6 protein-coding genes and 2 pseudogenes are annotated in these 25,977 nt (G+C 58.9%); 4 read left to right on the forward strand and 4 right to left on the reverse strand.

Going from position 1 to position 25,977, the window contains the following annotated elements; translation table 11 throughout:
• Positions 1-835: 835 nt before the first annotated feature.
• The 4 genes from ASD07_RS24370 to ASD07_RS31140 all read left to right on the forward strand — a co-directional run bounded on the left by ASD07_RS24370 (position 836) and on the right by ASD07_RS31140 (position 22,640).
• Positions 836-2,113 carry a hypothetical protein gene (locus ASD07_RS24370; protein ID WP_229207273.1) on the forward strand — a complete coding sequence of 426 codons (1,278 nt, stop codon included), beginning with the start codon at positions 836-838 and terminating at the stop codon, positions 2,111-2,113.
• The gene (locus ASD07_RS31135) at positions 2,095-2,526 is read left to right on the forward strand and encodes a hypothetical protein (protein ID WP_156398166.1); all 432 of its coding nucleotides are present in this window, start codon (positions 2,095-2,097) and stop codon (positions 2,524-2,526) included. The genes ASD07_RS24370 and ASD07_RS31135 overlap by 19 nt, the downstream gene beginning before the upstream one ends.
• A gap of 372 nt (positions 2,527-2,898) precedes the next feature.
• Positions 2,899-22,095 (forward strand): LysM peptidoglycan-binding domain-containing protein, encoded by a 19,197-nt coding sequence (locus ASD07_RS24375; RefSeq protein ID WP_055936360.1) that lies wholly within the window; start codon positions 2,899-2,901, stop codon positions 22,093-22,095.
• Complete coding sequence (locus ASD07_RS31140; RefSeq protein ID WP_156398167.1) at positions 22,092-22,640, forward strand: hypothetical protein; 549 nt, start codon at positions 22,092-22,094, stop codon at positions 22,638-22,640. Before ASD07_RS24375 ends, ASD07_RS31140 begins: the two co-directional genes overlap by 4 nt.
• Positions 22,641-22,807: 167 nt before the next feature.
• Here the strand turns inward: ASD07_RS31140 and ASD07_RS24380 are convergent.
• The 4 genes and pseudogenes from ASD07_RS24380 to ASD07_RS32415 form a co-directional block, all read right to left on the reverse strand.
• Positions 22,808-23,386, reverse strand: a pseudogene (locus ASD07_RS24380) (transposase); the annotation flags it as partial.
• Between the two features lie 179 nt (positions 23,387-23,565).
• Positions 23,566-25,128 carry an IS66 family transposase gene (locus tag ASD07_RS24385; protein WP_055936363.1) on the reverse strand — a complete coding sequence of 521 codons (1,563 nt, stop codon included), beginning with the start codon at positions 25,126-25,128 and terminating at the stop codon, positions 23,566-23,568.
• A 30-nt stretch (positions 25,129-25,158) separates the two neighbouring features.
• The gene (tnpB, locus tag ASD07_RS24390; RefSeq protein WP_055936366.1) at positions 25,159-25,506 is read right to left on the reverse strand and encodes an IS66 family insertion sequence element accessory protein TnpB; all 348 of its coding nucleotides are present in this window, start codon (positions 25,504-25,506) and stop codon (positions 25,159-25,161) included.
• Positions 25,507-25,696: 190 nt separating this feature from the next.
• A pseudogene (locus tag ASD07_RS32415) lies at positions 25,697-25,784 on the reverse strand (transposase); the annotation flags it as partial.
• Between the last annotated feature and the right edge of the window lie 193 nt (positions 25,785-25,977).

Consider the following 25,977-nt stretch of genomic DNA (forward strand, 5'->3'; position numbering starts at 1 on the left):
GCGTTACGCAGTAACGGGACACGCCAACAGGACGCCACGGTCGCAGCTCTTTACCCGCCTGGCACGCAAGCCGCTCGGCGTGCAGTGGTGACATTTGGGGCACGGCAGCTTGCGCGCCAGGCTGGCGTTGGTGGACACGCTGACAGCCCGACTTCGGACGCGCGCGAAACAACAACGACATCAGTCGCTGCGCGATACCGCCAGCCTTCGGAAGGCAAAAGCCACGCTTGGTTCGTTCGCGGGCTACAGGGCGCGCGCCTTGCGGCGCTTGCCGCCGCGCTTCGCCGTCAGTCAGGCCAACTACAGCAAAGGCACAGCCGCTCCGGGGTAAATCGCTCGCTGCGCGAGCGCTTTAACATAACGCCGCATTCTGTCAAATCGCCCCGTTCACTACGCTGCGCTTCGTTCCTTGGGTCGATCGCTCCGGCTGCGCCTCCGCGCCCTGCGGGTTGACAGAATAGGCGTTATGTCTCGCGCCCCTGCGCGGCTGCCAAGCCAGCATGTGCGCCTTGTGGGCGCAACAAGCGGTCAGCCCTACGGCGTAGGCACCTGCGGTGCCCACGGCCGCGCGCTGCCGTCAGTCAGTCAAGGGCAACGCAACTTCAACACCCAACCCCAGCGCAGCGCCCTGCGGGCGCCGCGCCGCCTAAACCGCACATCGGCGCCCAAAAATTCAAAATCGAGCATTTCAAGGCGACGTCGCTTACAATACCGCCCGCCGTTACTGGCGTTCTGGCCGATGTGCGTACGACTTTGCATCAGGCCAAATGCATTCGGCAATGCGCTTGGCAGCAGTATCGCCGGGGCTGTGCAAAGAAGTACTCAGCAGGAGAAGGTGAAAGCCGCGACTTCGGCTACGTTGAGTAACTTCTCAAAGAACGGCACAGATGTGATTCGCGATAAATTAATGCAGTCTGATCCGTCTTTGAGCATTGAGGATGCGACCGCTCTTGCGAATCGACCAAAGGTCCAGCGTGCCGTGCAACTTTTCGCCGGGATGGGGAATGTGCAAGATGCTGCTGGGGTGAACTTTGAGGATATGTCACTCAAGGATCAGCGGGCGGCCATCGAACCCGTGTTGGCCTCTACCGATCGATTAGTTACTAGCGAAGTAGCTGCCAAGCGACCAATCTTCATGGGCGGAGATACAGTCGAGGTATATGGCCGAGGTGGCGGCTTCAACGACTTTGTAAGGTCGGGGGCTAATGCTCTGGATATAACTCAAAACGCGATGGCAGACCTTATCGAGACGGTAGGTCCCAAGAAGGCACAGGCCGCCGCCTTCGCGATGCAAATCGCAGTAGGGGGGATTCCTAGGACCGCCTTGTCCTATTTGGGAGACGAAATATTTGGCCCGACGAAGAATTACCTGACCGATAAGCTTTCCGATACTATAGCGCTGAGAGCTTTTAATGTTAGCGACGCAGACTCGCAAAGAGTTGAGGAAATCAATAAGGTTAGCCATGCACTAAGCGGATTTGGCGTTGAAGCTGCAATAGGATCCGCAGGATCTTTGATTACCGGAGTCATTGCATATAAGTATTTGCGGTCAGGGATTAATCATGCGCCCGGCCACAGCACTCCAGACCGCATGCTGCCAGACAATGTGCATGGCAACGGTGGTATTGAATTTGAGGTAAAGAACAAAATACCCGGATGGGCGGAGCATGCGAAATCTCCAGATAAGCGCCACCATTTTGACAAGATCGACATGAAGTCCGTCACTAAGGAGGCGAACACAGTTATTCATCCAAGTATGCGGCAAAACGTAATTGATGACATGGCGACTATCCGAAAAAGACTCGGTGATCATGATGGCGACTTTGTGACCGTAAACGGCAGGACATATTCCCATCATTCTGGGACAGTATATCCGGTGTCCGGTGAAGGTTTCGTCACACTAGATCGCGTTGAATTCAACGCTTTCAAAGTATATAAAACACATGGGGACACTGATTTGGCTGCGAAAATTATGGCAAATCAAGAACGAGCATTACTGGAGACGGAAATTGCAAAGGGCGCTGACATGGGCAGGGCAATGTTAATAATGGAACAAAATGCGGCCGCTAGGGCAAAGGCCTTGCAGGTTCTGCAATGGGGGAATACACGTTGAGAGTAGATTTTGAATTGATTGTTCGTGACTATGTGCCAGATGATAGGATTGCATCCGCACTGGCCGCAGCATATGATGTTTCGGTTGGCAGCGTTGAAGTGCAAGATATGGCAGATTCATCGCCCATTCATGAGACAACCAGAATATGGTGTCGCCGCGATTCAGTACCGGGTGAGTTCGCAACCTTTCTGCTCATATATTTGTGTGGAGCCACGAGTGATCTCGATTTTTTGAGTATCGCTGCTCGGATCAGCCACGTCTTGGGATCTGATTGCCTCGTTTCAGACGATGAGAGCCCTGTCGCCTCGTCGATGTTCCTCATACGCGGGTTAGCTTCCCCGCAGAAAGTTGAGCTTATTGATGACCAAGATGAGGACAGCTCCGACACTGTTTACACTTTAAAAAGAACTTAGCCTTCGGAGCAACCGGAGGCCCGGTCCTTATTTTTCATCCCAAGTCTGCCGATCAACGGTGTTTTAATGGGCGGCTTGATCGAAGACCTTCACGGATCGAATACGGCGCGCTTCAGGTATTTCGCTTTTCAGGCCGGTTGCGTGTCGCGCACCGTTTTCGCTCAGCCTTTCTAGGCGCCGATGCCAAGGGCTGGCAAATGCCTCGTTAGCTCCATTTCCCTCCATTAGAAATCTTTTCTTGCACCCCTAAACTTTCGCAGAAATCTCTGGATACCTTGTGTATGAGCCGCCGCATGCGCGTGTCGAACGTGTCTGCGGCCATATGCATCGATTTAACACGGTAGCCTAGGGTGCCGGGAGACAGGGACAAGAATGGTAGCGATCGTTAGCGGTAATGGCGTAGGCATTTCGAACACTTCGGCCGGGACTTTGGGGCAAAGTGGTGTTTTTGGCAACTCCGCCAATGGCAACGCGAAGGACTCGGTATACATCAATGTCGCCAACGGCAACCTCCTGCTGCAAGACCGGGACGACTGCATTGTCGCCCGCGGCATCGATATGGAGGTCGTCCGGACCTATAACTCGCAAGGCCTATTCAATGGTGCGGATGGTTCAGGCTGGCGCCAGGGGCTGCGCAAGCAGGTCAATGGCCTGACCGGCACCGTCAATACGGCGGGGAGCACCATCACCCGGACTGACGGCGATGGCAGCATCACGGTATTTACTTACGATGCCGCGCGCGCAGCCTATGTCAGTACCGACGGCGGCGGCGCCTACCAGACGCTGGTCTTCAACTCCGCCACCAACCGCTGGACCTGGCAAGCGGACCACAACGACCAGTTGGGCATCTACGAGATCTACGACGGCGTTACCGGCCTGATCGAGTCCAAGGCCGACCACCGCTATGGCGTGAGTTTCACCTATACCTACGACAGCAACCAGCAACTGGCCAAGGTGCGGGACGCGCGTGGCGACGAGACTTACTTTGACTACCTGAACGGCAACGTCAGCAAGATCCGCACGGTGTTGGCCGGAACGACGGGCGACTTCAGCCGGGTCAGCTACCAGTACGACACTTCGAACCGCCTGGCCAGCGTCATCACCGACCTGACGCCGGAAAACCAAGCCGACGCCAAGACGTACACGGTCAGCTACACCTATCTGGGCACGTCCTCGCAGGTGGAGACAGTGACGCAAAGCGATGGCACGCGCCTGACCTTCGCCTATGTACTCCACGACGGCAAGAACAAGGTGGCGAGCGTTACCGACGCCCTTGGCCGCAAGACTTCATTCGATTATTCGGTGGGCGGCAAGACCACCGTCACCGATCACCTGGGCTACAAGACTGCTTATGCCTACGATGCAAAGGGCCAACTGGTCAGCATCACGGCGCCCGCGGTGGCTGGTGTCTCGCAAATCACCCAGTTCGAGTACGACGCCTCGGGCAACGTCTCGCGCACCATCGATGCGCGCGGCCTGGCGACTTCGTACGGTTATGATGCCAACGGCAACCGGATCCTCGAACGTGATGCTACTGGCGCGACCGTCACCCGCGTCTATTCGAGCTCCAATAAACTGCTGAGCGAAACGCGCTATACCGACATCGATCCTGACGGCGCCGGCAGCCTGATGCCGACCCAGAAGATGATCACGCGTTATGTCTACGACTCGTACAATTTGCTGCGTTTCGTGGTCAGCCCGGAGGGCAGGGTGCAGGAGTACCGTTACGATGCCCAGTTGCAGCGCACGGTGGAACTTGCCTATATCGGCGCCAACCTGGCGGACACCAGCCCGGAATCCGCCTATACCTTCGACGCCATGCTGGCCTGGTCGCAAACCACGCCAGTCAAGACGGCAGCGGCAAGCCGCATCGACTATGCCTACGATGTGCGCGGCATGGTTACGCAGACGACGTCTCACGCGGCGACTGTTGGTGCGGCAGATGCGGCGCCGGCCACCGGCCCGGATACGGCAATCGTGCGCCATGTGTACGATCAGGCCGGCCAATTGCTGCAATCGATCGATGGCAACGGCAACACGACCACCTATACCTACGATGGCCTGGGCCGTCTCCTGAGCACCACCGACGCGCTGCAAAACAGCATTCTGCGCACTTACGACGACGCCGGCAATCGGGTTGTTACCCGTCGCGCCGACGGCGTGACCAGCACCGCGACCTACGACAAGGCAGGCCAGTTGCTGTCCACTGTGCTGGCCGATATCAGCGGCGCGACGCTGGGCACCACCAGCTACCTCTACGATAACGTTGGCCGCCTGCGCACTGTCACCGACCCGAAAGGGGCGCGCAGCCATATCCTGTATGACGAGGCGGGCCGCAAGGCGGCGACGATCACGGCGGCAGGCAGCATGACAGAGTACCGTTACGACGCCAACAACCAGGTCTCCATGACCGTCGTCTATGCCAGCCCGGTCAGCCAGGCTTCGCTGGCGGCATTGGTTGGCGCGGATGGCAAGCCGTCCGTCGCAACATTGGAGACTGCCGGTGTGCGGCCTGCGACGTCCAGCGCGGACCAGCGCGAATGGCGCCTGTACGACAATGCGAACCGCCTGGTCAAGTCGGTCGATGCGCTTGGCTATGTCACTGACTTTGCGTACGACGGCGCGTCGCGGCTCCTTGATGCGACATTGCGCGCGACGGCTATCAACCTGAGCACATTTGCCGCCAATCCTGTTGCCGCAAACGCTACGCCTGCTGCCAGCGCTTACGACCGCATCGCGCGCAACGGTTACGACAAGGATGGCAAGCTGCGCTTTTCGATGGACGGCGAGGGCTACCTCACAGAATTGCGCTACGATCCGGCGGGGCGCCAAATCAGTACGACCCGTTATGCAATTGCGGTGGAGCCGTCTCCTCGCCAGGGGGCGGGGTGGGCATCGACAGTGTACAGCTCCGCTGATGTCACCACCAGCACCACCTATGACGGGCGTGGCCTGGTATCGAGCCAGGTTGACGGCGCGGGCAACGCGACCGCGTTCACCTACGATGCCATTGGCAATATCCTGACTTCGACCACGGCAGGTGTGGTCACGCGCTTCGTCTACGACAAGCTTGGCCGCCTGACGGAAAAGCATGCCGATGCCAATGGCAGCAATGTCACCAGCAAGACTGCATACGACGCGCAAGGCAACAAGATTGCCATCACCGATGCTGCAGGAAAAACCACGCACTTTGTCTATGATGCCTACGGTCGCCAGGTTTTCAGCATCGACGCGCTCGGTATCGTAACGGAAAACAAATACGACACCAACGGCAATGTCGTGGGCACGATCCGCTACGCCAAACCGATCGATCCTGCGCGCATCAATAGTACCGACAACGCGACCAATACGTTTGCGGGCCCGAACGCAAGACTGTACGGCACCAGCGCGGCGATTGATACCGGCAAGACCTATAAGGTCCGCGCTCGCCTGCGGCAAGTGAGCGGCACCGGCGCCATTTATGTTGGTGTTGCAACCACCGACGCCAATGGCAACCAATTGTGGAACAGCACCGGCCAGAACTTCTCGTTCCCGGGCGCGGTGAACGTGCAACTGACACCCGAAATGGGCTGGAAGGAGTTTGAAGGTACCGTCACTGGAGAATACACTGCGTCGGCAGGGGTCTATGACGCCAATAAATTCTTCGCAGGAAGCAAGAACGGTGGCCCGGTACTGTTCTTCAACTATCCAGGCACCAACGGGCCGGACGGCACGGCCAAGGTGGAAGTGGACTACCTGGAGCTGGTTGATGTTGCCACCGGCAAGGTGTTGAACCAGAACGGGCAGATGGCATCCGGTACAACAGGCTGGGTCAGTGCCACAACAGTTGTGAATGCCCTGAGTCCGGCTACGGTGCGTGCCATGCTGACAGGCGAAGCGGGCGCTGTCGAGTACCAGCGTTACGACGGAAACGGCCGGCTGACGTGGGCAGTGGACGCAACTGGCGCGGCTACGCAAATCGTTTACGATGCCAAAGGCAATGTCGTAAAACGCATTGCTTACACGGAACCTCTGTCGGCATCGGCGCTCAACGCCCTGGCTGCGGACGTGAACGCACTGCCTGCGCCATCGTCTGTTTTCAGCGCCACGAACTATGTTTACGATGCCGGCAACCGGCTGGTGTTTACCGTCGACGCATTGGGCTCGGTCGTTGAGACGCGGTACGACGCTAGCGGCCACGTGACGGCAACGCTGCAATACGCCAAGACAATCGATCCCCTGCAACTTGGCAATCCGGTGACTATCGCCGCAGTAGCGGCGCTGGTTGCGCCGAACAGTGCGTTGGCATCGCGCGCTTTCCAGCGTTACGATGATGCCGGCCGCCTGGTCTGGAGTGTTGATGCCAGCGGCGCCGCTACGGCGCTGGTTTACGACGCCCGCGGCAATGTGATTGAACGCAGCACCTACAGTATGGCGCTGGACGCCGCTACCATCAGCAAGCTTGATATGGATCCGGGCTTCCGTCCCGCGCCAGCGGGCCAGGCATTCACGACGCGCTATGTGTACGACGGGGCTGACCGCCTGCTGTTCACCATCGATCCGCTCGGCGCGGTCGAGGAGAAGCGCTACGACGCCAACGGCAACGTGGTGCAGACCTTGCGCTACACCAAGCCTATCAATCCAGCCGCCGTCGGCTCGGACAACCGCACCTTGTCCATTACCGGCGCGGCCGGTTACAACCTGGACGGCAGCGTCGTTGCCGTCGATACGAACAAGACCTATACCATCCGCGCCCGAGTGCGCCAAACCAGTGGCAGGGGGGCGATCTATATCGGCGTCACCACGCTCGACGCAGCCGGCGCCCGGATGCCCAACCCAAGCGGTGGCACGCCTACATTCCCATACGCAGCCGCATTCAATGTCACGCTCGACGCGGCAAACGGCTGGCAGGAGTTTGAGGGCACGATCTCCGGCGCCTACTCGCCCTCCGGCGGGATCTACGACTTCCACCGATTCTTTGCCGGTACAAAGAGCATCAAGCCGCTGATCACCTACAACAATGAAGGTGTCAGCGGACCTGATGGAAAGATGGGCATCGAGGTTGATTACCTTGAGTTCATTGATGCCGCAACCGGCGAAGTGCTGAACGCCAACGCCGATATGGCCTTGGGAACGACCGGCTGGACCGGCCCAGGAACCCAGGTAGCCACCACCGACAGCTCGACCCGCGAATCGCGCGTACGCCAGCAGCTGGGGGCCGGCGCCGATTGCGTGCGCGAGTTCAAGAGCTACGACGCCCTTGGCCGCCTGACCTGGCAAGTGGACGGGACCGGCGCGGCGACGCAGCTGTCCTACGACGTCAAAGGCAATCTCGTCAAGCGCCTGGAGCACCGGGAAACCCTGAACGCGACTGCGCTGGCGGCACTGGCCGCGAATCCCGGGGCGGCTCCAGTGCTTGGCGGCGATGCGTTCTCCAACTTCGTCAGCCCAGGCAATACCACGCAATACGTCTACGATGACGACAATCGCCTGGTGTTTACGATCAGCCCTGTTGGCGGCATCACGGAGACCAAGTACGATGCACTGGGCAATGTGGTGCAGACTGTAAGCTATGCCGCCAGCCTCTATCCTCAACTGTTTGCTGGCACGGATGGCCGCACCATCCTCACCGCAAGCACTCTCAACTCGACACTAAGCGGCTCGTACTCGGCCGTTGACGTCAACAAGACTTACACCGTTCGGGCGCGCGTGCGCCAGGTAAGTGGGGACGGGACCGTGTACGTTGGCGTCGTCGCCAAGGACGCTGGCGGCTCCCTGATCGTCAATGCCGGTGGCTACACCCACAACTATGCGGGTGGGATTGTGCGCCTCAAGCCCGAAATGGGCTGGCAGACCTTTGAAGGCAAGATCACCGGGACTTTCCCGCGCGGCGTAGGGCAGTATGACGCGCACAAGTTCCTGGAGGGCACCGTGAGCGCTGCGCCGCTCCTGCTGTATAACTATGGCGGGGTGAATGGTGCAGATGGCAAGGCGACGACCGAAGTCGACTACCTCGAGTTCATCGATGATGCTACCGGCCAGGTGCTCAATGCCAACGGTACGATGTCCTCCGGCGTTGCCAACTGGTCCGACATCTATGGCGCCGCGAGCGGTGCCGCTGGCGTGAACAGCTATGCCGTCAGCGAGGCGCAGATCCGTGCCATGGTGGCGACACGAGCCGACATTGCCAAGGACTCGCAGCAGTTCTATCGTTATGACAAGGAAGGGCGCAAGACGTGGAGCGTGGACCCAAGCGGTGCGGTTACCCAACTTGTTTGCGACAGCAACGGCAACGTCATCAAGCGCATTGCATACAATGACGCGCTGGGCGATACCGCACTGGCGGCATTGCGCGCTGACCCTGCCGCCATTCCGGCGGTATCGGCGGCATGCACCATGACACAATATGTGTACGACGCCGACAAGCGCCTCGTCTTCACGATCGATGCACTCGGAGATGTCAGTGAGACACGCTATGACGCCAAAGGCAATGTAGCTCAGGTTTTGCAATACACGAAGGTAATCGACTCTACCGCCGTAGGCGTGGACAGTGTAGCCGGTACGCGCGAGGCGCGTGTCCGGTCCCTGTTGAGCGGCAACCCAGAAGTACGTGAGTTCAAGAGCTATGACGGCTCCGGACGCGTGCTATGGCAGGTGGATCCCTCCCGTACAATCACGCAGTTCGCGTACGACACGCGAGGCAACCTCGTCAAACGTGTGGTGCACAGCGCAGCCTTGTCGGATGCAGCTTTCGCGGCCCTGGTGGCGTCGCTTGGCTCGGCGCCCGCTGTCACAGCCGCTACCGCCCCGACGCTGACAAGCCCTGGCAGCACTAACCTGTATGTCTATGACGCCGACAGCCGCCTGATTTTCACGATCGATCCGGTCGGTGCAGTCAACGAAACCAGATACGACACGCTCGGCAACGTGGTGCAAACCGTGCGCTACGCAAATCCGATCGATCCGAAGCAGCTGGCCAGCACGGATGGCCGTACGCTGGCTGTCAACAGCTTTGCAAATACAGCTGCGACGGGAACCTATAGCCCAATCAGCACCAGTAAGACCTATACAGTCCGGGCGCGGGTGCGCCAGGTAAGCGGCAAGGGCACGGTTTATGTCGGCGTGCGCACCACCGACCAGAACGGGAACCTGCTGTCCAATGCTTCTGGCGCTGGCTACTCGTACGCGGGCGGGTCAACGCAACTGACTCCGGAAATGGGATGGCAATCCTTTGAGGGAAAGATCACAGGGCAATACGTTTCTGGTGTTGATCCATACGATGCGAACAAGTTCATTGCCGGCAGTGTCAATGCTGCGCCGCTCCTGCTGTTTAACTACTACGGTTCGCAGAGCGTCGATGGAAAACGCTTCGTCGAGATCGACTATATCGAATTGGTTGACGATGCGACCGGCAATGTCCTGAACGCCAACTGGAAGATGGAATCCGGTGTGGCGAGCTATTCCGGTACAAGCAACACTGGGGAGACCATCAACTCCCACGCTGTCAGCGAATTCCTCGTGCGGGATATGTTGAAATCGCGTGTCGATGCGACGAAGGACGCTGTCACGTTCCAGCGCTACGACAAAGACGGACGCCTGACGTGGAGCGTGGATGCTACCGGAGCCGCCACACAGTTCTTCTACGACAGCAACGGCAATATGGTGAAGCGCCTGGCGTACGCCGACCGCCTGACGCCGTCGGCGCTGGCATTGCTGGCTGCCGATGCAAGTGCAATTCCGGCGGTGACGGGCGCTTCGAGCATGACGCAGTTTGTATTCGACGCTGCCAATCGCCTGATATTCACAATCGATGCCAATGGCTCGGTGACCGAAAAACGCTACGATTTCAACAATAATGCGCTGGAAACGGTGCATTACGCGACGCCGATTTCGCCGTCAGCGGTCAGCATGACCGACAGCAGCACGCTCAGCCTGTGGGGATCGAATACGCCTTACATCGTCGGCGCTTACACAGCGATCGACACGACCAAGACTTACAAGGTGCGTTTGCGTGTGCGCCAGACCAGCGGCGAGGGCACTATTTACGCTGGCGTCATGACCAAGGATGCCAACGGTACGATCCTGAAAAATACGACTGCCGACGGGACGTATTCGTATGCCGCCGGTCTTGGAATCCGCCTGAAGCCAAGCATGGGCTGGCAAGTCCTCGAGGGCACCATCAGTGGCGAGTTCGTACCGGGGGCTGGTGCGTATGATGCGCACAAGTTCATCGCCGGCACCAAGACTGCAGCCCCGCTTCTGCGCTATAACTTCTACGGCACGCCGGGACCTGATGGCGGCCTCGGGATCGAGGTCGACTATCTCGAATTCATTGACTCTGACGGCAACGTCCTGAACGCCAACAGCGATATGTCAGCGGGTACTAGCAACTGGACGGGTGTTGGTAGCGTGAAGGCCGTCAACATCCCCGCGCCAATCGTGCCAATGACGCGCCAGATGCTGGTCGCCGACGCGGCGAACGACACCCGCGAATTCAAGCGCTATGACAAGAATGGCCGCCTGGCCTGGACCGTCGATGCGCTCGGTGCGACCACGCAGCTGATCTACGACGCGAAAGGCAACTTGGTCAGCCGCATTGCCTACTCGACTGCGCTGAGTCCTGCGGCAATGGCAAAGCTGGCTGCCGACACTTCAGCGATCCCGATGCCTGGCAACGGCTTCGCGGCAACCAACTATGTCTACGACGACGCCAATCGCCTGGTCTTCACGATCGACCCGCTCGGCGCCGTCAGCGAGAACCGTTACGATGCCAGCGGCAACGTGACGGAAACGATCCGCTATGCCACGCCGATTGATCCACGCCTCAACAAGAGCATGGATGGCAAGACGGTTACGCAGTGGGGCCTCAACGGCGCCCACTCGGGCAGCACTGTCGCAATCGATACCAGCAAGACCTATGCGGTGCGTGCGCGTGTGCGCCAGGTGACGGGTTCCGGCAGTTTCTATTTGGGCGTTGTCGCCCTCGACGCCAACAAGAACTGGCTCACGCAGACGAATGCACCGGGCAACCCTTATCCGGGCGCGAATGGCGTCCTGTTGACGCCCGAAATGGGTTGGAGGGAATTCGAAGGCACTATTACGGGCGAGCAGTTGATCAGCCCAAGCTCATACGACCCTAACAAATTCTTCCAGGGCACCAAGTTCGCGCAACCGCTGGTATTCACCAACATTAGTGGCCAGGTAGGCGCTGACGGTACCGCCGGCGTCGAAGTTGACTATATCGAACTGGTAGACGTTGCGACCGGGCAGGTGCTGAATGAAAACAGCCAGATGGCAACTGGCGCTGCCGCCTGGAGCGTAAAGAACGATACCTTCAACACGCTGAATGTGGCGAAGGTCAGTCAACTGCTGCAGGCCGATGCGACCAAGGACATCCGTCAGCGCAACCGCTACGATGCCAATGGCCGCCTGACATGGAGCATCGATGCGCTGGGCAGCGTGGTTGAACACCGCTACGATGCAGCTGGCAACCTGAGCAAAACCATTGCCTACGCCAACGGCCTGGCAGGAACGCTGGCCGACGGCGCAGTCCCGCAAGTGGTTGCAACCGTTCCAGGCAGCGGTGCTTACGTCTTGAGCAACGTGCTTGACCGCGTAACCAGCTATGCCTACGATGCAAGCGGCCACCTGATCAGCAGGACCGACGGCGTCGGCACCGCGGATGCCAGCACGCAAAGCTGGGCGTACGATAAGGCCGGCAATGCGATCCGCCACACGGACGGGCGTGGCAATACCACGTGGTCGGCCTACGATGCCGCGAATCGCCTGGTGCGCCAGGTCGATGCTGCCGGCTATGTGACCGCGCGCAGCTACTATGCAAACGGCCAGCTCAAATCCGAAACCCGCTTCACCAATCCGGTCGCTCTGCCTGCAGCTGCAAATGACGCCTGGGCATATGACACAGCGACCAATCCGGTTGCCAATACGGATCCGTTCAAAGGCGACCAGACCACTTCGTGGACGTACGATAGCGCCGGACGCATGCAAACCTCGACTGACGCGTCGGGCGGCGTGACCTTCTATGCGTACGACGGCCTGGGTAACCTGACCGATACGACTGTCGCTTATGGCACAAATGCCGCAGCCACAGTGCACCGCGTGTACGACCGAGCCTCGCGAGTGGTGACCGAGACGCGTGCATACGGCACCGTCGACGCCTTCACTACCCAGTATGGCTACGATACCTGGGGCAACCAGACCACGATTACGGCCGGTGGCGTAACAACCAACCAGTACTTTGATGCGCTGGGTCGCAAGACCGGCGTGAAAGACGGCAATCAGGCAGTCACCACCACGACCTACAACGCCTTCGGCGACATCGTCAAAGTGACGGATGCGCGTGGCAACGCCGGCTACTTCTATTCTGACGCGCTGGGCCGCGTGACGATGCAGGTTGACCCGGAAGGTTCGGTCAGCGAGACTCGCTACGATTTGCAGGACAACGTCGTCAACATCATCCGCTACGCCAACAAAGTTCAGGGTACGGTCAACGAAAATACCAGGCCGCAGGTGTTGCCAAGTGCAGGCACCGGGGTATTTGTTGTGCAAAGTTCTAACGACCAGTACCAGAACAGCTATTTCGACGTTTTAGGCCGAGTCAAGGGTACATTTACGGGAAGCGATGGAGCTGCGTACTACACCGAAACCTTCTCTTATGACGGTAACGGTAACAAGCTCACGATGACGTCGCGTAATGGTGGAGTGACCACTTACGAGTACGACAAGAATAACCGCCTGATCACTGAAACCCTGCCGATCACGAGCAAGAATGCCGCCAACGCCGACGTCGCGGTGCAAAACCGCCTGGAATACGATGCGCGCGGCAACGTCGTCAAAAAGATCGAAGCGTACGGCTTGCCAGAGCAGCGCGTGACGACTTATGTCTTCGATAAGCTGAACCGCCAGGTCAAGGAGATCGGCGAGGCAATCAACACCTTCGATGCGACGACCAGGCAAGACTTGCTGGTGACCCCGGTCAAGGAGCAGAAGTACGACCAGCGCGGCAACCTGATCGAAGAAATCGACGTACGTGGCGGTCGCACGCTGCACTTCTTTGACAAAGGCAACCGCGAAACGGGCCGTATCGACTCGCTCGGCACCTACACCCGCTTTACCTACGATATCGCGGGCCAGAAGGCGAGCCAGACCATCTATGCCAATACGGTGCAGGTGGTTGGCGGCGGCGCGATCCCGAATGCGACTGCGCCAGTCCTGCTGGCGCCGGGAGCTGCACTGCCGGCCAGTGGCGCTTACCTGCGCACTGACACGGCGAACGACCGCACCACCAGCTTTACCTACGATAACGTAGGTAGACTGAAGACAACCGTGGTGGACGGCATTACGACGGGTGTCTTCAACAAGGCGACCAACCGCTACGTCGTCACCACCGGCAGCACCATCCGCACCCAGACCTTCTACGACGCCACCGGCAATGTGGTCAAGACCATCGACGCCAATGGCAACGTGACGCGCAACTATTACAACCGCGCCGGCCGGTTGATGGCCACCCTGGACGCGATGCGCTACCTGACGGTCTACCAGTTCGATGGCAACGGCAATATTTCGACCCAGGCGACCTACGCGAACGCAATTGCGGCAAACGTGGTCGTTGATGACAACACCACGCTGCCTCAACTGACTCTGGTCGCCAGCCCGGACGACAGGATCACCAATTTCACCTACGACCGCCTGGGCCGCGTCAAAACCGAATCGCGCCTGAACGTCGCGTATGCGGTGGTGGATGGCAATACTGGCGCATTGACCGAAACCACCGGCACCGCGACCACCACCTACGAATATGATGGACTGTCGAACGTCACCAGGCGCACGGATGCAAACGGCGCCGTGACGGATTGGCAGTACGACAAGGCGGGGCGCAAGACCAAAGAGCAGCAAGCCGCTTTCGTCGACTATCGCGGCGTGTCGGTACGGACCACCACCGATTTCGAATATAACGGCCTGAACCAGGTGCGGCGCGAGATCGCGCGCGGGGAAAACGACGCGGTCGAAAACGACGACCGCATCACCCGCTATTACTATGGCGCCGGCGGCCACCTGGTCAGCCAGTTCGACGGCGAGAACGCGCAGATCGACTACCGCGTGGATGCGGCGGGCAACATTACCAGGAAAACGCTGGTGGGCAGGGTCAACGCCGACGGCGCGAGCGTGAACGACGTGACGTATTACTGGTATGACGCGCAAGGCCGCGAGACCCGCCACACGGACGGCGCCACCAACACCGCGGTCGAAACGCGCTACAACGCCTTTGGCGAAATTTCCGGCAAGCGTACCAATCCTGCACCGGGCAGTACGGAGTGGGCCGAATTCACGGATTACGACCAGGCAGGCCGCGTATGGCGCAGCAATGCCGGCGACGGCATCACGCACATGTACGTGACGGACGCCAACGGCAACACGACGCTCAAGCTCGATCACGCCAGGACCGACCTGCGCAATTCGACGTTGGCAAGTGCCTTGAGCATGGTCGACTCCAACCAGTTCTACAGCGTATTCGACGCCCGCAACCAGCTGAGCGACACCTACCAGCCGCCAATGGACGGCCAGCACAGCATCATCACGGTGGAACAGGCGCTGACGCAGAAGCAGGGCACCAGCTTTGCCGGCGTGGGTGGCGACGTTGGAATGTGGGTGGCCTCGGGCCTGAACAGTGCTGCAGCGGCAGTGATGCCGGGTACGCCGGGGGCGGTAACGATTGCACCTGCGCTGTTCGCAGCAGTGACTTTGACAGACCGCTACTCAGTCGCAACCAAGTACTACGAGGGTTCGGCATTCCGCTCGGCCTCGCATACGGTGACTGTATCCGTGCCTGACACCAGTTCCTGGGGCTCCGGCGCAGTCCGCGTCGACATCTCGATCCCTGCGAGCGGATCGCTGATGGGTTATGACGGATCGTTCTATCCGACCGCCGCCGCCCCATCGCTCACCTTCAACGAACCGGTTGACTGGGAGTCGGGAGAAGGGGCAGGCGGGCGTGACTTCACGATCACGTTCTACAAGGAAACCGCCAGCGGGCTGGTGCAACTCAACTCGCAGAAGGTGTGGCGTTCGGCGCCGGGGGGCGGTACCACGACGGTCAATGCATCGATTGCCACCACCGGCAATACGATCCGGTTCATCGATCAAAGGCCGGATACCCAACGCCTGGTCCTGATGACACGCCCGACCGGCAGTACCGGCGGCTGGACCATCAACAATGCGTCGAAGGCCATTGTCAACAACGCGTACCGTGACGGATGCTTCAATTTTGACTGGTCCGGCATGCAACAAGGCAGCTACGAGTTCCGCTACGTTTGCTTCAATGGCAGCAACGAGGTTGTCAACTCCCAGCAAGGCACGATGGTGCTGAACGCCAGCACCCCATCGATGTCCCAGATGAGCCACACGATGGGCGGTGCGGGGCGGGCTTTCGTCGATTCCGGCAACAACATCGTGTTCAACGAGCTGGGTGGCCAGGCCACCAGCCTGACGGTAAGTTACAGGCTCCCAGGCGGCAACTGGACCACCCTGGACATGGCGCCATCGACCATTGGCGGCACGCAGTTGCCGGGTTGGTTCACTTTGTCGACCGCTGGCATGCTGGCGGGCACGTACGAGTACACGATCGAGGCCAAGAATGGCACCGGCACAACGCTTACCAAGTCGAGCAGCAATTTCACTATTGGCTCGCCGATCACTGTCAATGATCCATCCGGTGTGTCTGTGCAGACCAGCCCATTGACGAATGTCTCTATCGCCGCAATGGCCGCGACGACACGCCAGGCAACTTTATATCGCGACATCAGTTCGACCCCGGTCTATGACAAATTTGGGGACGAAATCTATACCAAGCCCAACCCCCCCATCAATTCGCTTTCGGTGCAGATACCGGATACCAGCGCATGGGGCGATGGCGCGGTCCGACTCGCAGTAAGCATTGGTGGCAGCACCAGCAGTTACGGAACCTATTCGGGTGCGAGTGGCAGTGCCACCGCGCCATACACCCAAAATGCCATCTCGATGTATTTGCCTGAAACGCTTACCGGTGGTGGTGGTAATCCATCCACCAATATCTGGTGGGCGTTATACAAACAGACCGTTAACGGCGAGCTGGCTGTGGCGTGGTATTCGGGCACGATCATGCCTGAGAGCCAGACAATGCCCGTACAGACGTATGAAAACTGGATCGCATTCGACACCCAGCCAACCAAGGCAAGCCGGATGATCCTGGAATTGCGCGGAAAATCGGATTTGGGCGGATGGACTGTCAGGTCGGTTGATCAGCAATGGATCAAAGCCGCCCCCACGACCGGGCGCTTCGCACTCAACTGGACGGGCTGGACGCCGGGCACCTATACGTACCGGACGGTGGCGCTTGATGACAATGGGAACGTACTGCAGACCGGTAGTGGTGAGATCGAACTAGGCTCGACCCCGAGGGTGACTCCTCAAACAAATGACCTGATCGGCGGTGCGGGGCGTGTATTCATGGATCCGACTGGCAATCTTCATTTCACAGAGCAGGGCTCTGCCGCCACGAAGCTGTCGATCCGTTACCGTAAGAAGGGCTCTGCTGAGCTGTGGAGTCCACGTACTGAGCTCACGCCTGCTGTGCTCGGCGGTCAGTCGACACGGGGCTGGTTCATTTTCAATCCGGCTAACATCGCGGAAGCCGACCTTGAGTATGTGATCGAAACACGCAACGATAGTAACCAGTTGTTGAACAAGACTGCCGGCACCTTTGTGAAGATGAATGCTGGCTCAGTGTCGGCCTTGGCAGGATATTCCGAGCCCCCGGTGGTCACGCGCTTTGCCGGTCAGCCGGTGAATACGGCAAACGTACGCCTGTCGTACCGGGTGAAGGGTAGTGGCGCCTATACCACGGTGAACCTGCCAAAAGTCACCACGGGCATATTTGACTGGGCCAGCAGTGGCGTCTTCAATTCGGACACGGAAAGCCGCGACTACGACTACATCTATGAGAGCCAGGATAGCAACGGTGTGGTGATCAACCAAGCCCACGGTATCGTCACCCTGGGACGCGATCCTAAGATCGCCTCGCACGTCAAGGACTCGTTGCCGACCTTGGCAAGCTTCAACGTCCCGGCCAACAATCCAGTCGCCGCGACAGCAACCACGCTGGTGCTGCAGTACCGCATGCTGGGCAGCACCGGTGCGTTCACTACAAAAGAGTTGTCAAAAAATGCGAACGGCGCATTCGTGTGGGATGCCAGCGCGCTAGTACCACCAGGGACCAGCGGCGCCATTGACTACGCCTTCACCCTCAAGAATGGCAGCACCGTCCTGAAGCGCGACGATGGCACTGACATCAAAGTCGACGGCGTGCTGTACCTCGGCCCGACAGATGGAGAAGCACAGCTCAAGTGGCAGGAAACCGGCACCGTCAGCAACGTGGCCCTGATCCATCACGCCCAGAAAACCAACGCCTTCGGCGAAGTGGTATCGGAGACCAATGCACGCGGCTACACCACCGTCAGCGTATATAACGCATTGGGCAAGCTGATTCGCAAGGAAGACCCGAACGTCAGCGTCACGCTGTCGAACGGCTACCAGCAAAGCATCACGCCGAAAACGTATTACTACTACGACCGCGCCGGCCGCATGTTGGCCCAGCGCGACGCCAACGGTAACCTGACCAGCCAGGCGATGGTAGCCAGCAGTGGCGCTGTAACTGCGGAGTTCCACGCCGACGGCGGCATCAAGGTCAACGGCTACGACATCTTTGGCGACCTCCGTTACGGCAGGGACGAGATCAACCAGCGTACCGACTATTCTTACGATAAGAATGGCAGGCTCACGCTGATCCAGCGTCCGCTGCGCACCGACGGCATGCGCGCTGAAGTCTCCATGACCTACGACCAGGCCGGTAACCGCATTACGCAGGCCGCTACCCCCGACGCATCTGCCACGCTGGCGTCGTACACCAACAAGACTTTCTACGACAGCATGGGCCGCGTGTCGAAGGTTGTTACCCCAGCTGGCCGGAGCAGCAACTACACCTACGAGTGGGATGCCAATATCAAGAGCACCGGCGGGCGCGTGGTCGGCGGCTGGCGCCAGACGGTAGGCGATCCTATGGGCCGTACCGTGATCGACGAGATCGATGCCTACGGACGCACCACCGCGCATACCGACCTGGGTGGGCACAAGTTCTTCTACAACTTCAATACCGCCGGCTGGCTCGATTCGCAGAGCGGCACCACCGGGCAGAATATCTCTTACACGTACTACGCCAACGGCTACGTCAAGAGTATCCGCGACGTTGCGCTGAACACAGAAACCGCGTACGAGTACGACTCGGTAGGCAATCGTGTGTACGAGTCCTACAAGCGCACGGTGAACGGCCAGGTCGAATACCTTGAAAACTCCAGCGTTGATTACGATAGCAATAACCGCGTCATCCGTATCCGCGACCCGCGTGCCGACATCCAGTACGAATACGATGCGGTAGGCAACCGCCGGCGCGTGCGCAGTATGTACCACGACGGCCTCGATGGCTCGGTCCAGGTCCAGGACTACTGGTACGACTACGACAATATGAACCGCTTCACCCTCACGATGGGCAAGCTGTCGTCGGTCAATGGCGCCCGTGGCACCAGCGTTGCCGACACCAGCGTGCGGGTGGTGCTGGGCGATCGTGGCAGCGAAGGTGTTCAGGTCTTCTACAACAAGGCCAGCCAGCGCAAGACCACTGTTGCGGCACGCGACGGCCATCGTGAAGACTACACCTACGGCGTTGAAGGCTACCTCGAATTCACCTACATCAACGCGGACGCCAGCGCACAAGGTGCATTGGCATCGATGCGCGTGAATGACAGATTGGGACGCACCGTTGGCTACACGGAGTACACCAACGGCAACATCAGCTACCAGCGCAGCACGGTGTACACGGCCGATGGCCGCCAGAAGAGCCAGACCGGCACGGACGGCACCACCACCTACTACTATTACACCCAACGCGTGGGCAACGAAGACAGCCTCACCGGCATCAGCTCCGACGGTGCAGGTGAACTGGCGAAGGTGCAGACCGAAAAAGCCGGCGCCGCGACCATCACCAACGTCACCGCTTACGACTATTGGGATGACGCCAAGCAGCGCAGCCAGACGGTCAGCGGCGAAACGCCGTACAAGCCCGACACGGTCTGGCGCCCAGGTGTTTCGTCGTTCAAGTATGACGTGAACGGCCACCTGGTGCAGGCGATCGATGTCGTCGGTAATGTGACCTTCAACTACATCAGCAATGGTCAGGGCCTGGTTCTCCGCCGCGAGCAATTCAAGGGCAATACGATCGGCATGATCCACCGCTACATGTACCTGAACGGGAACATGGTGGGTGACGTCGGCAACGACGGCGACGCGCACCTCGACTATGCTCAGACGCTGGCCCGCCCGAACCAGAGCCGCGAGCAGATGTACAAGAACTGGCGCCCGGTCAGCAGCGCCGACTTCGACCAGAACTACCAGCCGATCACGCGCGAATACCCGGCAGCGACGGGCAGCAGCTATACCGTCAAGGCGGGCGATTCGCTGTACTCCATCGCGGGAGCGGTGTGGGGCGATGTCAGCATGTGGTACCTGATTGCCGACGCCAATGGCCTGAGTGCGGAAACCGAGCTGTCGGCAGGCCAGACCCTGACGATTCCGAACAAGGTCACCAACATCCACAACAACAACGGCACGTTCAGGCCATACGAGCCGGGCGCAATCATGGGCGATGTCAGCCCGACGTTGCCGGATGCGCCGATGCCAGCGCCGCCGCCGAAGAAACATGGTTGCGGCATTGTTGGCCAGATCATCATGGTCGTGGTGGCAGTGGTAGTCACTGCGATGACAGGTGGAGCCGCAGCTGCATTCTTCGGCAGCCAAATCCTCGGGGCGATGGCGGGCGCTGCTCTCGGGTCCATCGCTAGTCAGGCGGTTGGGATTGCGATTGGCGCACAAGAGAAATTCAATTGGAAGAGTGTGGCGATCAGTGCAGTCAGTGCTGGAGTTACGTCTGGTGTCAGCAGTTACCTCGATCCAAGTGCAGCCAGCATGGCGGCGGGCGCTTCTCCAGGATTCGGAGAGGCCTTGAGCGGCCAAGGCTGGACAGCAGTTGCAGGCCGAGCTGTTCTATCCAATGTTGCGAGCCAGGCCACCGCAAACGTACTGGGCTTGCAAAAGGGTTTCAACTGGAGCAGCGTTGCCGTTAGCGCCATTTCGGCGCCGATCACGTCAAAAATTAGCGAGAAGATCGGGAGCTCTGATTGGGCCAATGCGAATTCGGCCCTTCGTATATTTGCAACAAGTACTGCATCTGCCGTGGTTTCCGCGGCAACGCGCGTGGCTGTGGTAGGTGGACGGATGTCTTGGGAGGCCGTGGCCGTTGACGCCGTCAGCAATGCGTTGGGTTCGAGCTTCGCGGAGCTGTTCGATTCCGACCGCGAGTTGAATGGCGCTCGTGCACGAAGCACAGCGCGGGCAAGGGCTCGTGGCGAGGCGATGCCAGTAATCGACGCGTTGCCAATGGAACCCATTCCGACGCCTGGACTAGCAGACGCCATCAACAATTTGCCGAGGGTGCCTTCGGAGCTGGATGAATTCAAGCTGTCGTTTAAGGAGGCTTCGAAGCTTCAGATCGAGAATGATGCAGCGGCTGTTGCAGGCATCGCTGAGGAGTTCAGCGCAGGCGACAAAGCACGTGCAGCTCGTCAGTCCGCGCTCATTCGTAAGTCGCTTGCGAGCCTGCCACCTCCACCTGCCTTTACGATTGGGGGCGAAGCGAGGCAATATTCGGACGCCGCTCAGTCAAACGGCCAACTATTCACTTCAGAAGACATTCAATACATGGAGCGGATGTTTAAAGGCGAACTGGGTGGGGGCAGCGGAGCAGCGTCTGGTGCGTTACTCTCTTTGCGGATGAATGGAATGCAGCCTTCGCCATTTGGAGCCGATCCCTACCATGGACCTGTAGACGTTCGCGGGGGGCCTGAAAGCATGCTGTCTATCTTTAATCCTGCAGAAAGGACGATAGACCCGAAAATTACGTCACGCGGCACAGCATTGAAAATGGATTTTGCACCAGTGGGAATTCAGTACTATGATAAAACTGATCCGACTTATCACGAGTACACAATGGACGTTGTCTTGTGCTATCGGTCGCAGCCGTTCTGTACAATTCCCCAGGTAGCCCCTTATGTCGACTATAACTCGGCGCCAAAAATGGGTTGGGATGGCCTTTGGAACGGTTTTGAAAAAATGGAAAGCGGCCCGCAGAACTTGATTGGCGGTGATCCAATTATTCATTCCGCTGATCTTGAAAAAGGAAAGTTTATCAATCAAACGCAAAAGGCGCATCGGTTCCACCCCGGCGCCGTGGAAAGTGATTTGTATTGGAAAAATGATGAGTTGCATTTGCAGACAGTCGGGTACGGTTACGCAAAATCAACACTTCATAAACCATTTAATTATGGGATCGGCGAGGTCTATTTTGGCCTGTGGCAGCAATCTCTTCGCACTCAGATTCAAGGGATTAATTCGACTTTGAACGCGCTAAATCAGAGAAAAGAATGAAAACAGTGGGTAAGTACTTAACGTTACTTTTAGTGTCATTCTTGTTGCTTGTCTACCTTATTCATGGGGGGCTTACCTTACAGGATTTCAAAGCAGCTTTTATCGGGATTCGTAGTGGTCATAGTTTGAATAGTATCCCGACAACTTTTCGTGGCTCCTTGGATGTTATTTCGCAAGAACGCTCAACCCGAAGTCTAAGTGATGCATTGATAGCATTGGCTGAGAAATACGGTATGAATCCTGCGTCGGGAATTTCAGGAGATGGCGTTCGATGGCAGGTCCAAATATATTGCCAGGGGAATTTTGTCGGAAATGTTACTACGCTAGGCAATGGTGAGCTCATACTTTTTCAAACGTCACCATATGGATTCAAAGAATCGAGTGATTATGAATCATTCAATCTTGAGATGGTTAATATACTTAAAAGGTATGGCGCCGTTCGGAATTTGGAGCGATTTGCCCCATTGGCTCGAGATGAGCTGCTTGCAAGGGGGGAATATATGAAAATGAATGTTACTTCGCAATGCAGCCCAGCTGGGAAATAGCGCAAATTTTTTGCTCTTGCACTAGCAGCCTGCTGAAATATCGCCCAGGTTGATTCAGTCATGCCGCTGGACTGTGGATGCTGGCCAAGTTATTTCACAAGATGGGACTTTGGGAGGAAACAGCGTCGATTTTCCCTATTTTTAAGGCTTTCTCCTCCGATTTCCCATCATGCTGCTACCTGAGGACGGATTTGTCCCAGGGAACGCATGCGCACCAAGTTGTACGCCGCCATGGTCAATACAAACATCTGGTCGACTTTCTTCAGGCCGCGCACCATGACCTGGCGCATGCCGCCGATGGACTTAGCCCAGCCGAAACCCTGTTCGATGAGCTTTCGCTTTTGCTGCGAGATCATATAACCCACGCTCTGCGCGATCGTTTCTGGTACGGCTGAACTACGCCCGGATTTGTTTTGCGCCACATGAGGGACAACGTTCATGGCCTGGCAGGCCTGCACGAATTCAGCTGCGTCGTAGCCCTTGTCCGCGCCCAATGTGATCTCGCGCTCTGGATCAACCATCGCCTGACGCGCATCGCCGATCATGGCCTTGGCCGCCTCGCGTTCGGCATATCCATCGGCCATCGTCACCACCGCATTGGCGATCAGACCGTGGCGGTTGTCGCTGAGCGTGTGGCCCATATAGCGCAATTCGCTGCCGGTGTTGTTGCCCTTGCGGTACAAGCGGGAATCCGGATCGGTTTTCGACTGGTGGGTGTCGTTGCTGCGCTTCTCGCCTTTGAAATTACGTAAGCGTCAAAGCAGCGCCGTCTTGAGCGCCACGCTGCTTTAACCGATGATGTTCCCAACACCGCTGGGAAGCGGAGTTTAAACGCCGGAGAATTTGGTAAGCGTCAAAGCAGCGCCGTCTTGAGCGCCACGCTGCTTTAACCGATGATGTTCCCAACACCGCTGGGAAGCGGAGTTTAAACGCCGGAGAATTTATCGGCGTAGTTCCAGGGCAGGAAGTCGTCCACTCGATTCACCGGATGGTCGGCGATATGAGCCAGCACGTAGCGCAGCCAAGCCTCGGGGTCGACACCGTTAAGCTTGGCCGTTCCGATCAGCCCATACATGGCGGCAGCGCGTTCGCCGCCACTGTCGGCGCCTGCAAACAGGAAGTTGCGACGGCCCAGGGCCACACCGCGCAAGGCTCGCTCGGCGGCGGAGTTGTCGATCTCGATGCGGCCGTCATCGCAATAGCGCGTCAGCGCCGGCCACAGTTTGAGCGAGTAAAGGATGGCGGATGCCGTATCGGACTTGCGCGACAACGTGGCGAGCGTGGCGTGGAGCCATCGTTCGAGGTCGTCTAGCAGTGGTCTGGCATGTCGCTGGCGAGTGGTGCACCGCTCGTCTGGCGGTTTGCCCCGTATGCTGTCCTCGATGACATAAAGCTCGCCGATCCGGCGTAGCGCTTCGGTCGTTATGGCCGATGGCCGCGCTGCGTGCAAGTCGTAGAATTTGCGGCGGGCATGAGCCCAGCATGCGGCTTCGCTCACTTTGCCTGTTTCGTAGATGGCATTGAATCCGGCATACGCATCTGCTTGCAGGATGCCGCTGAAGCTGGCTAGATGCGACTGCGGATGCTCGCCTTTGCGGTCGGGCGTATAGGCAAACCATACCGCTGGCGGCGTGCTGTCGCCGCTGGCGCGGTCGTCGCGCACATAGGTCCAAAGACGCGCCGTGCGCGTCTTGCCGTTGCCCGGCGCAAGCACCGGTAGTGGCGTGTCGTCGGCGTGCAGCTTGGTCGCCGCCAGCACATGTCGGCGCAGCGCATCGACCAGTGGGCGCAGCAGCGCTCCGGCGGCGCCGACCCAGTTGGCAAGCAAGGCGCGCTCCAGTTCCACGCCTTCGCGCGCATACATAGTGCTTTGGCGGTACAAGGGAATGTGGTCGGCGAATTTGGCCACCAGCACATGCGCCAGCAGGCCGGGGCCGGCCAGACCGCGCTCAATTGGGCGGCTGGCGGCCGGGGCCTGTACGATGGCATCGCAGCAGGCGCAGGCCAGCTTCGGGCGCACATGGCGAATCACACGGAAGCTGGCCGGGACATATTCCAGCTGCTCCGACACGCTTTCGCCCAGTACCCTCAATTTTCCGCCGCAGTCCGGGCATGCTTCACTGGCTGGCATCTGCACTCGCTCCTCGCGTGGCAGGTGGGCTGGCAGTGGCTTGCGCTCGGCCCTCTTGCGCGGCGCAACCTCCACCGGCGCTTGCGCCTCCGCCACGGCTGCTTCGGCTTCCAAGTCTTCCAGTTGCAGCTCCAACTGTTCGATCTGCTGGTCCAGCTTTTCCGAGCGACGGCCGAACTGCATGCGCTTCAGCTTCGCCAGCACCAGCTTCAGATGCTCGATTTCGGCGGTGCGCGTAGACAGTTCGGCGCTCAAGTGTGCCACCTTCGCTTCGCTCGCCAACAATGCCGCGTCGCGCGCCAGCAGCATGGCTTTAAGCGCTTCGATATCGTTTGGCAGATTGGCGGCGTTGAGCATGCGACCAAGTTTACGCAAATCGTGCCATGTTTACAAGGCCGATTGCGGTCGCCAGGTGCGTTCTGGTCGGCGCCAGTCGATTCCTTCCAGCAGCATCGACAATTGGGCCTGCGTCAGCGCCACGCTGCCACTGCTGGCCTGCGGCCAGATAAAGCGGCCACGCTCCAGGCGCTTGGCCAGCAAGCATAAGCCGTCGCCGGTCCACCACAGCAGCTTGATCAAGTCGCCGCGCCGGCCACGGAAGACAAACACGTGGCCACTGAACGGATCTTCTTCCAACGCGGTTTGCACTTTCGCTGCCAGGCCATTGAAACCACTGCGCATATCAGTGGTGCCTGCGGCCAGCCAGACTTTCGTACCTGCCGGCAGGCCGATCATCGCAGCACGCGCTCCAGCACTTGTGCCAGCGTGGCGGCGTTGGCCTGGCCTTCGATACGCAGCCGCACACGCCCAATTTCCAACGTGATGATTCCGGCAGGGGCAGCTCCAACCTCAGTTTGCTGCGCCGGCGTCGTCATCACCACTGGCAGCAAATCATTCCCCGGCGCCGCCGCGCCGCCTACAAGCTGCCCTGCCTCGTATAGCTTGCGCCAGCTAAACACCTGGTTTGCATTGACGCCGTGCTCGCGCGCGAGGCGCGCTACAGAAACACCGGGCTGCATGGCCATTTCCACGAGCGTTCGCTTGAACTCCAGGGAATGCTGGCGGTACTTGCCGCGCGGTCCGCGCTCAATGACTGGTTGAAAATTTGTGTCCATAATTGAATTTGTGGGCACAACTGCTGTGCCAAAATTCGATCATGGATGGGGGCGATTCCTACGTCCAGACGGTGCTGGCTTTACGCTTACC

The sequence above is a fragment of the Duganella sp. Root336D2 genome (assembly GCF_001425005.1).
Taxonomy (GTDB): Bacteria; Pseudomonadota; Gammaproteobacteria; order Burkholderiales; family Burkholderiaceae_D; genus Rugamonas.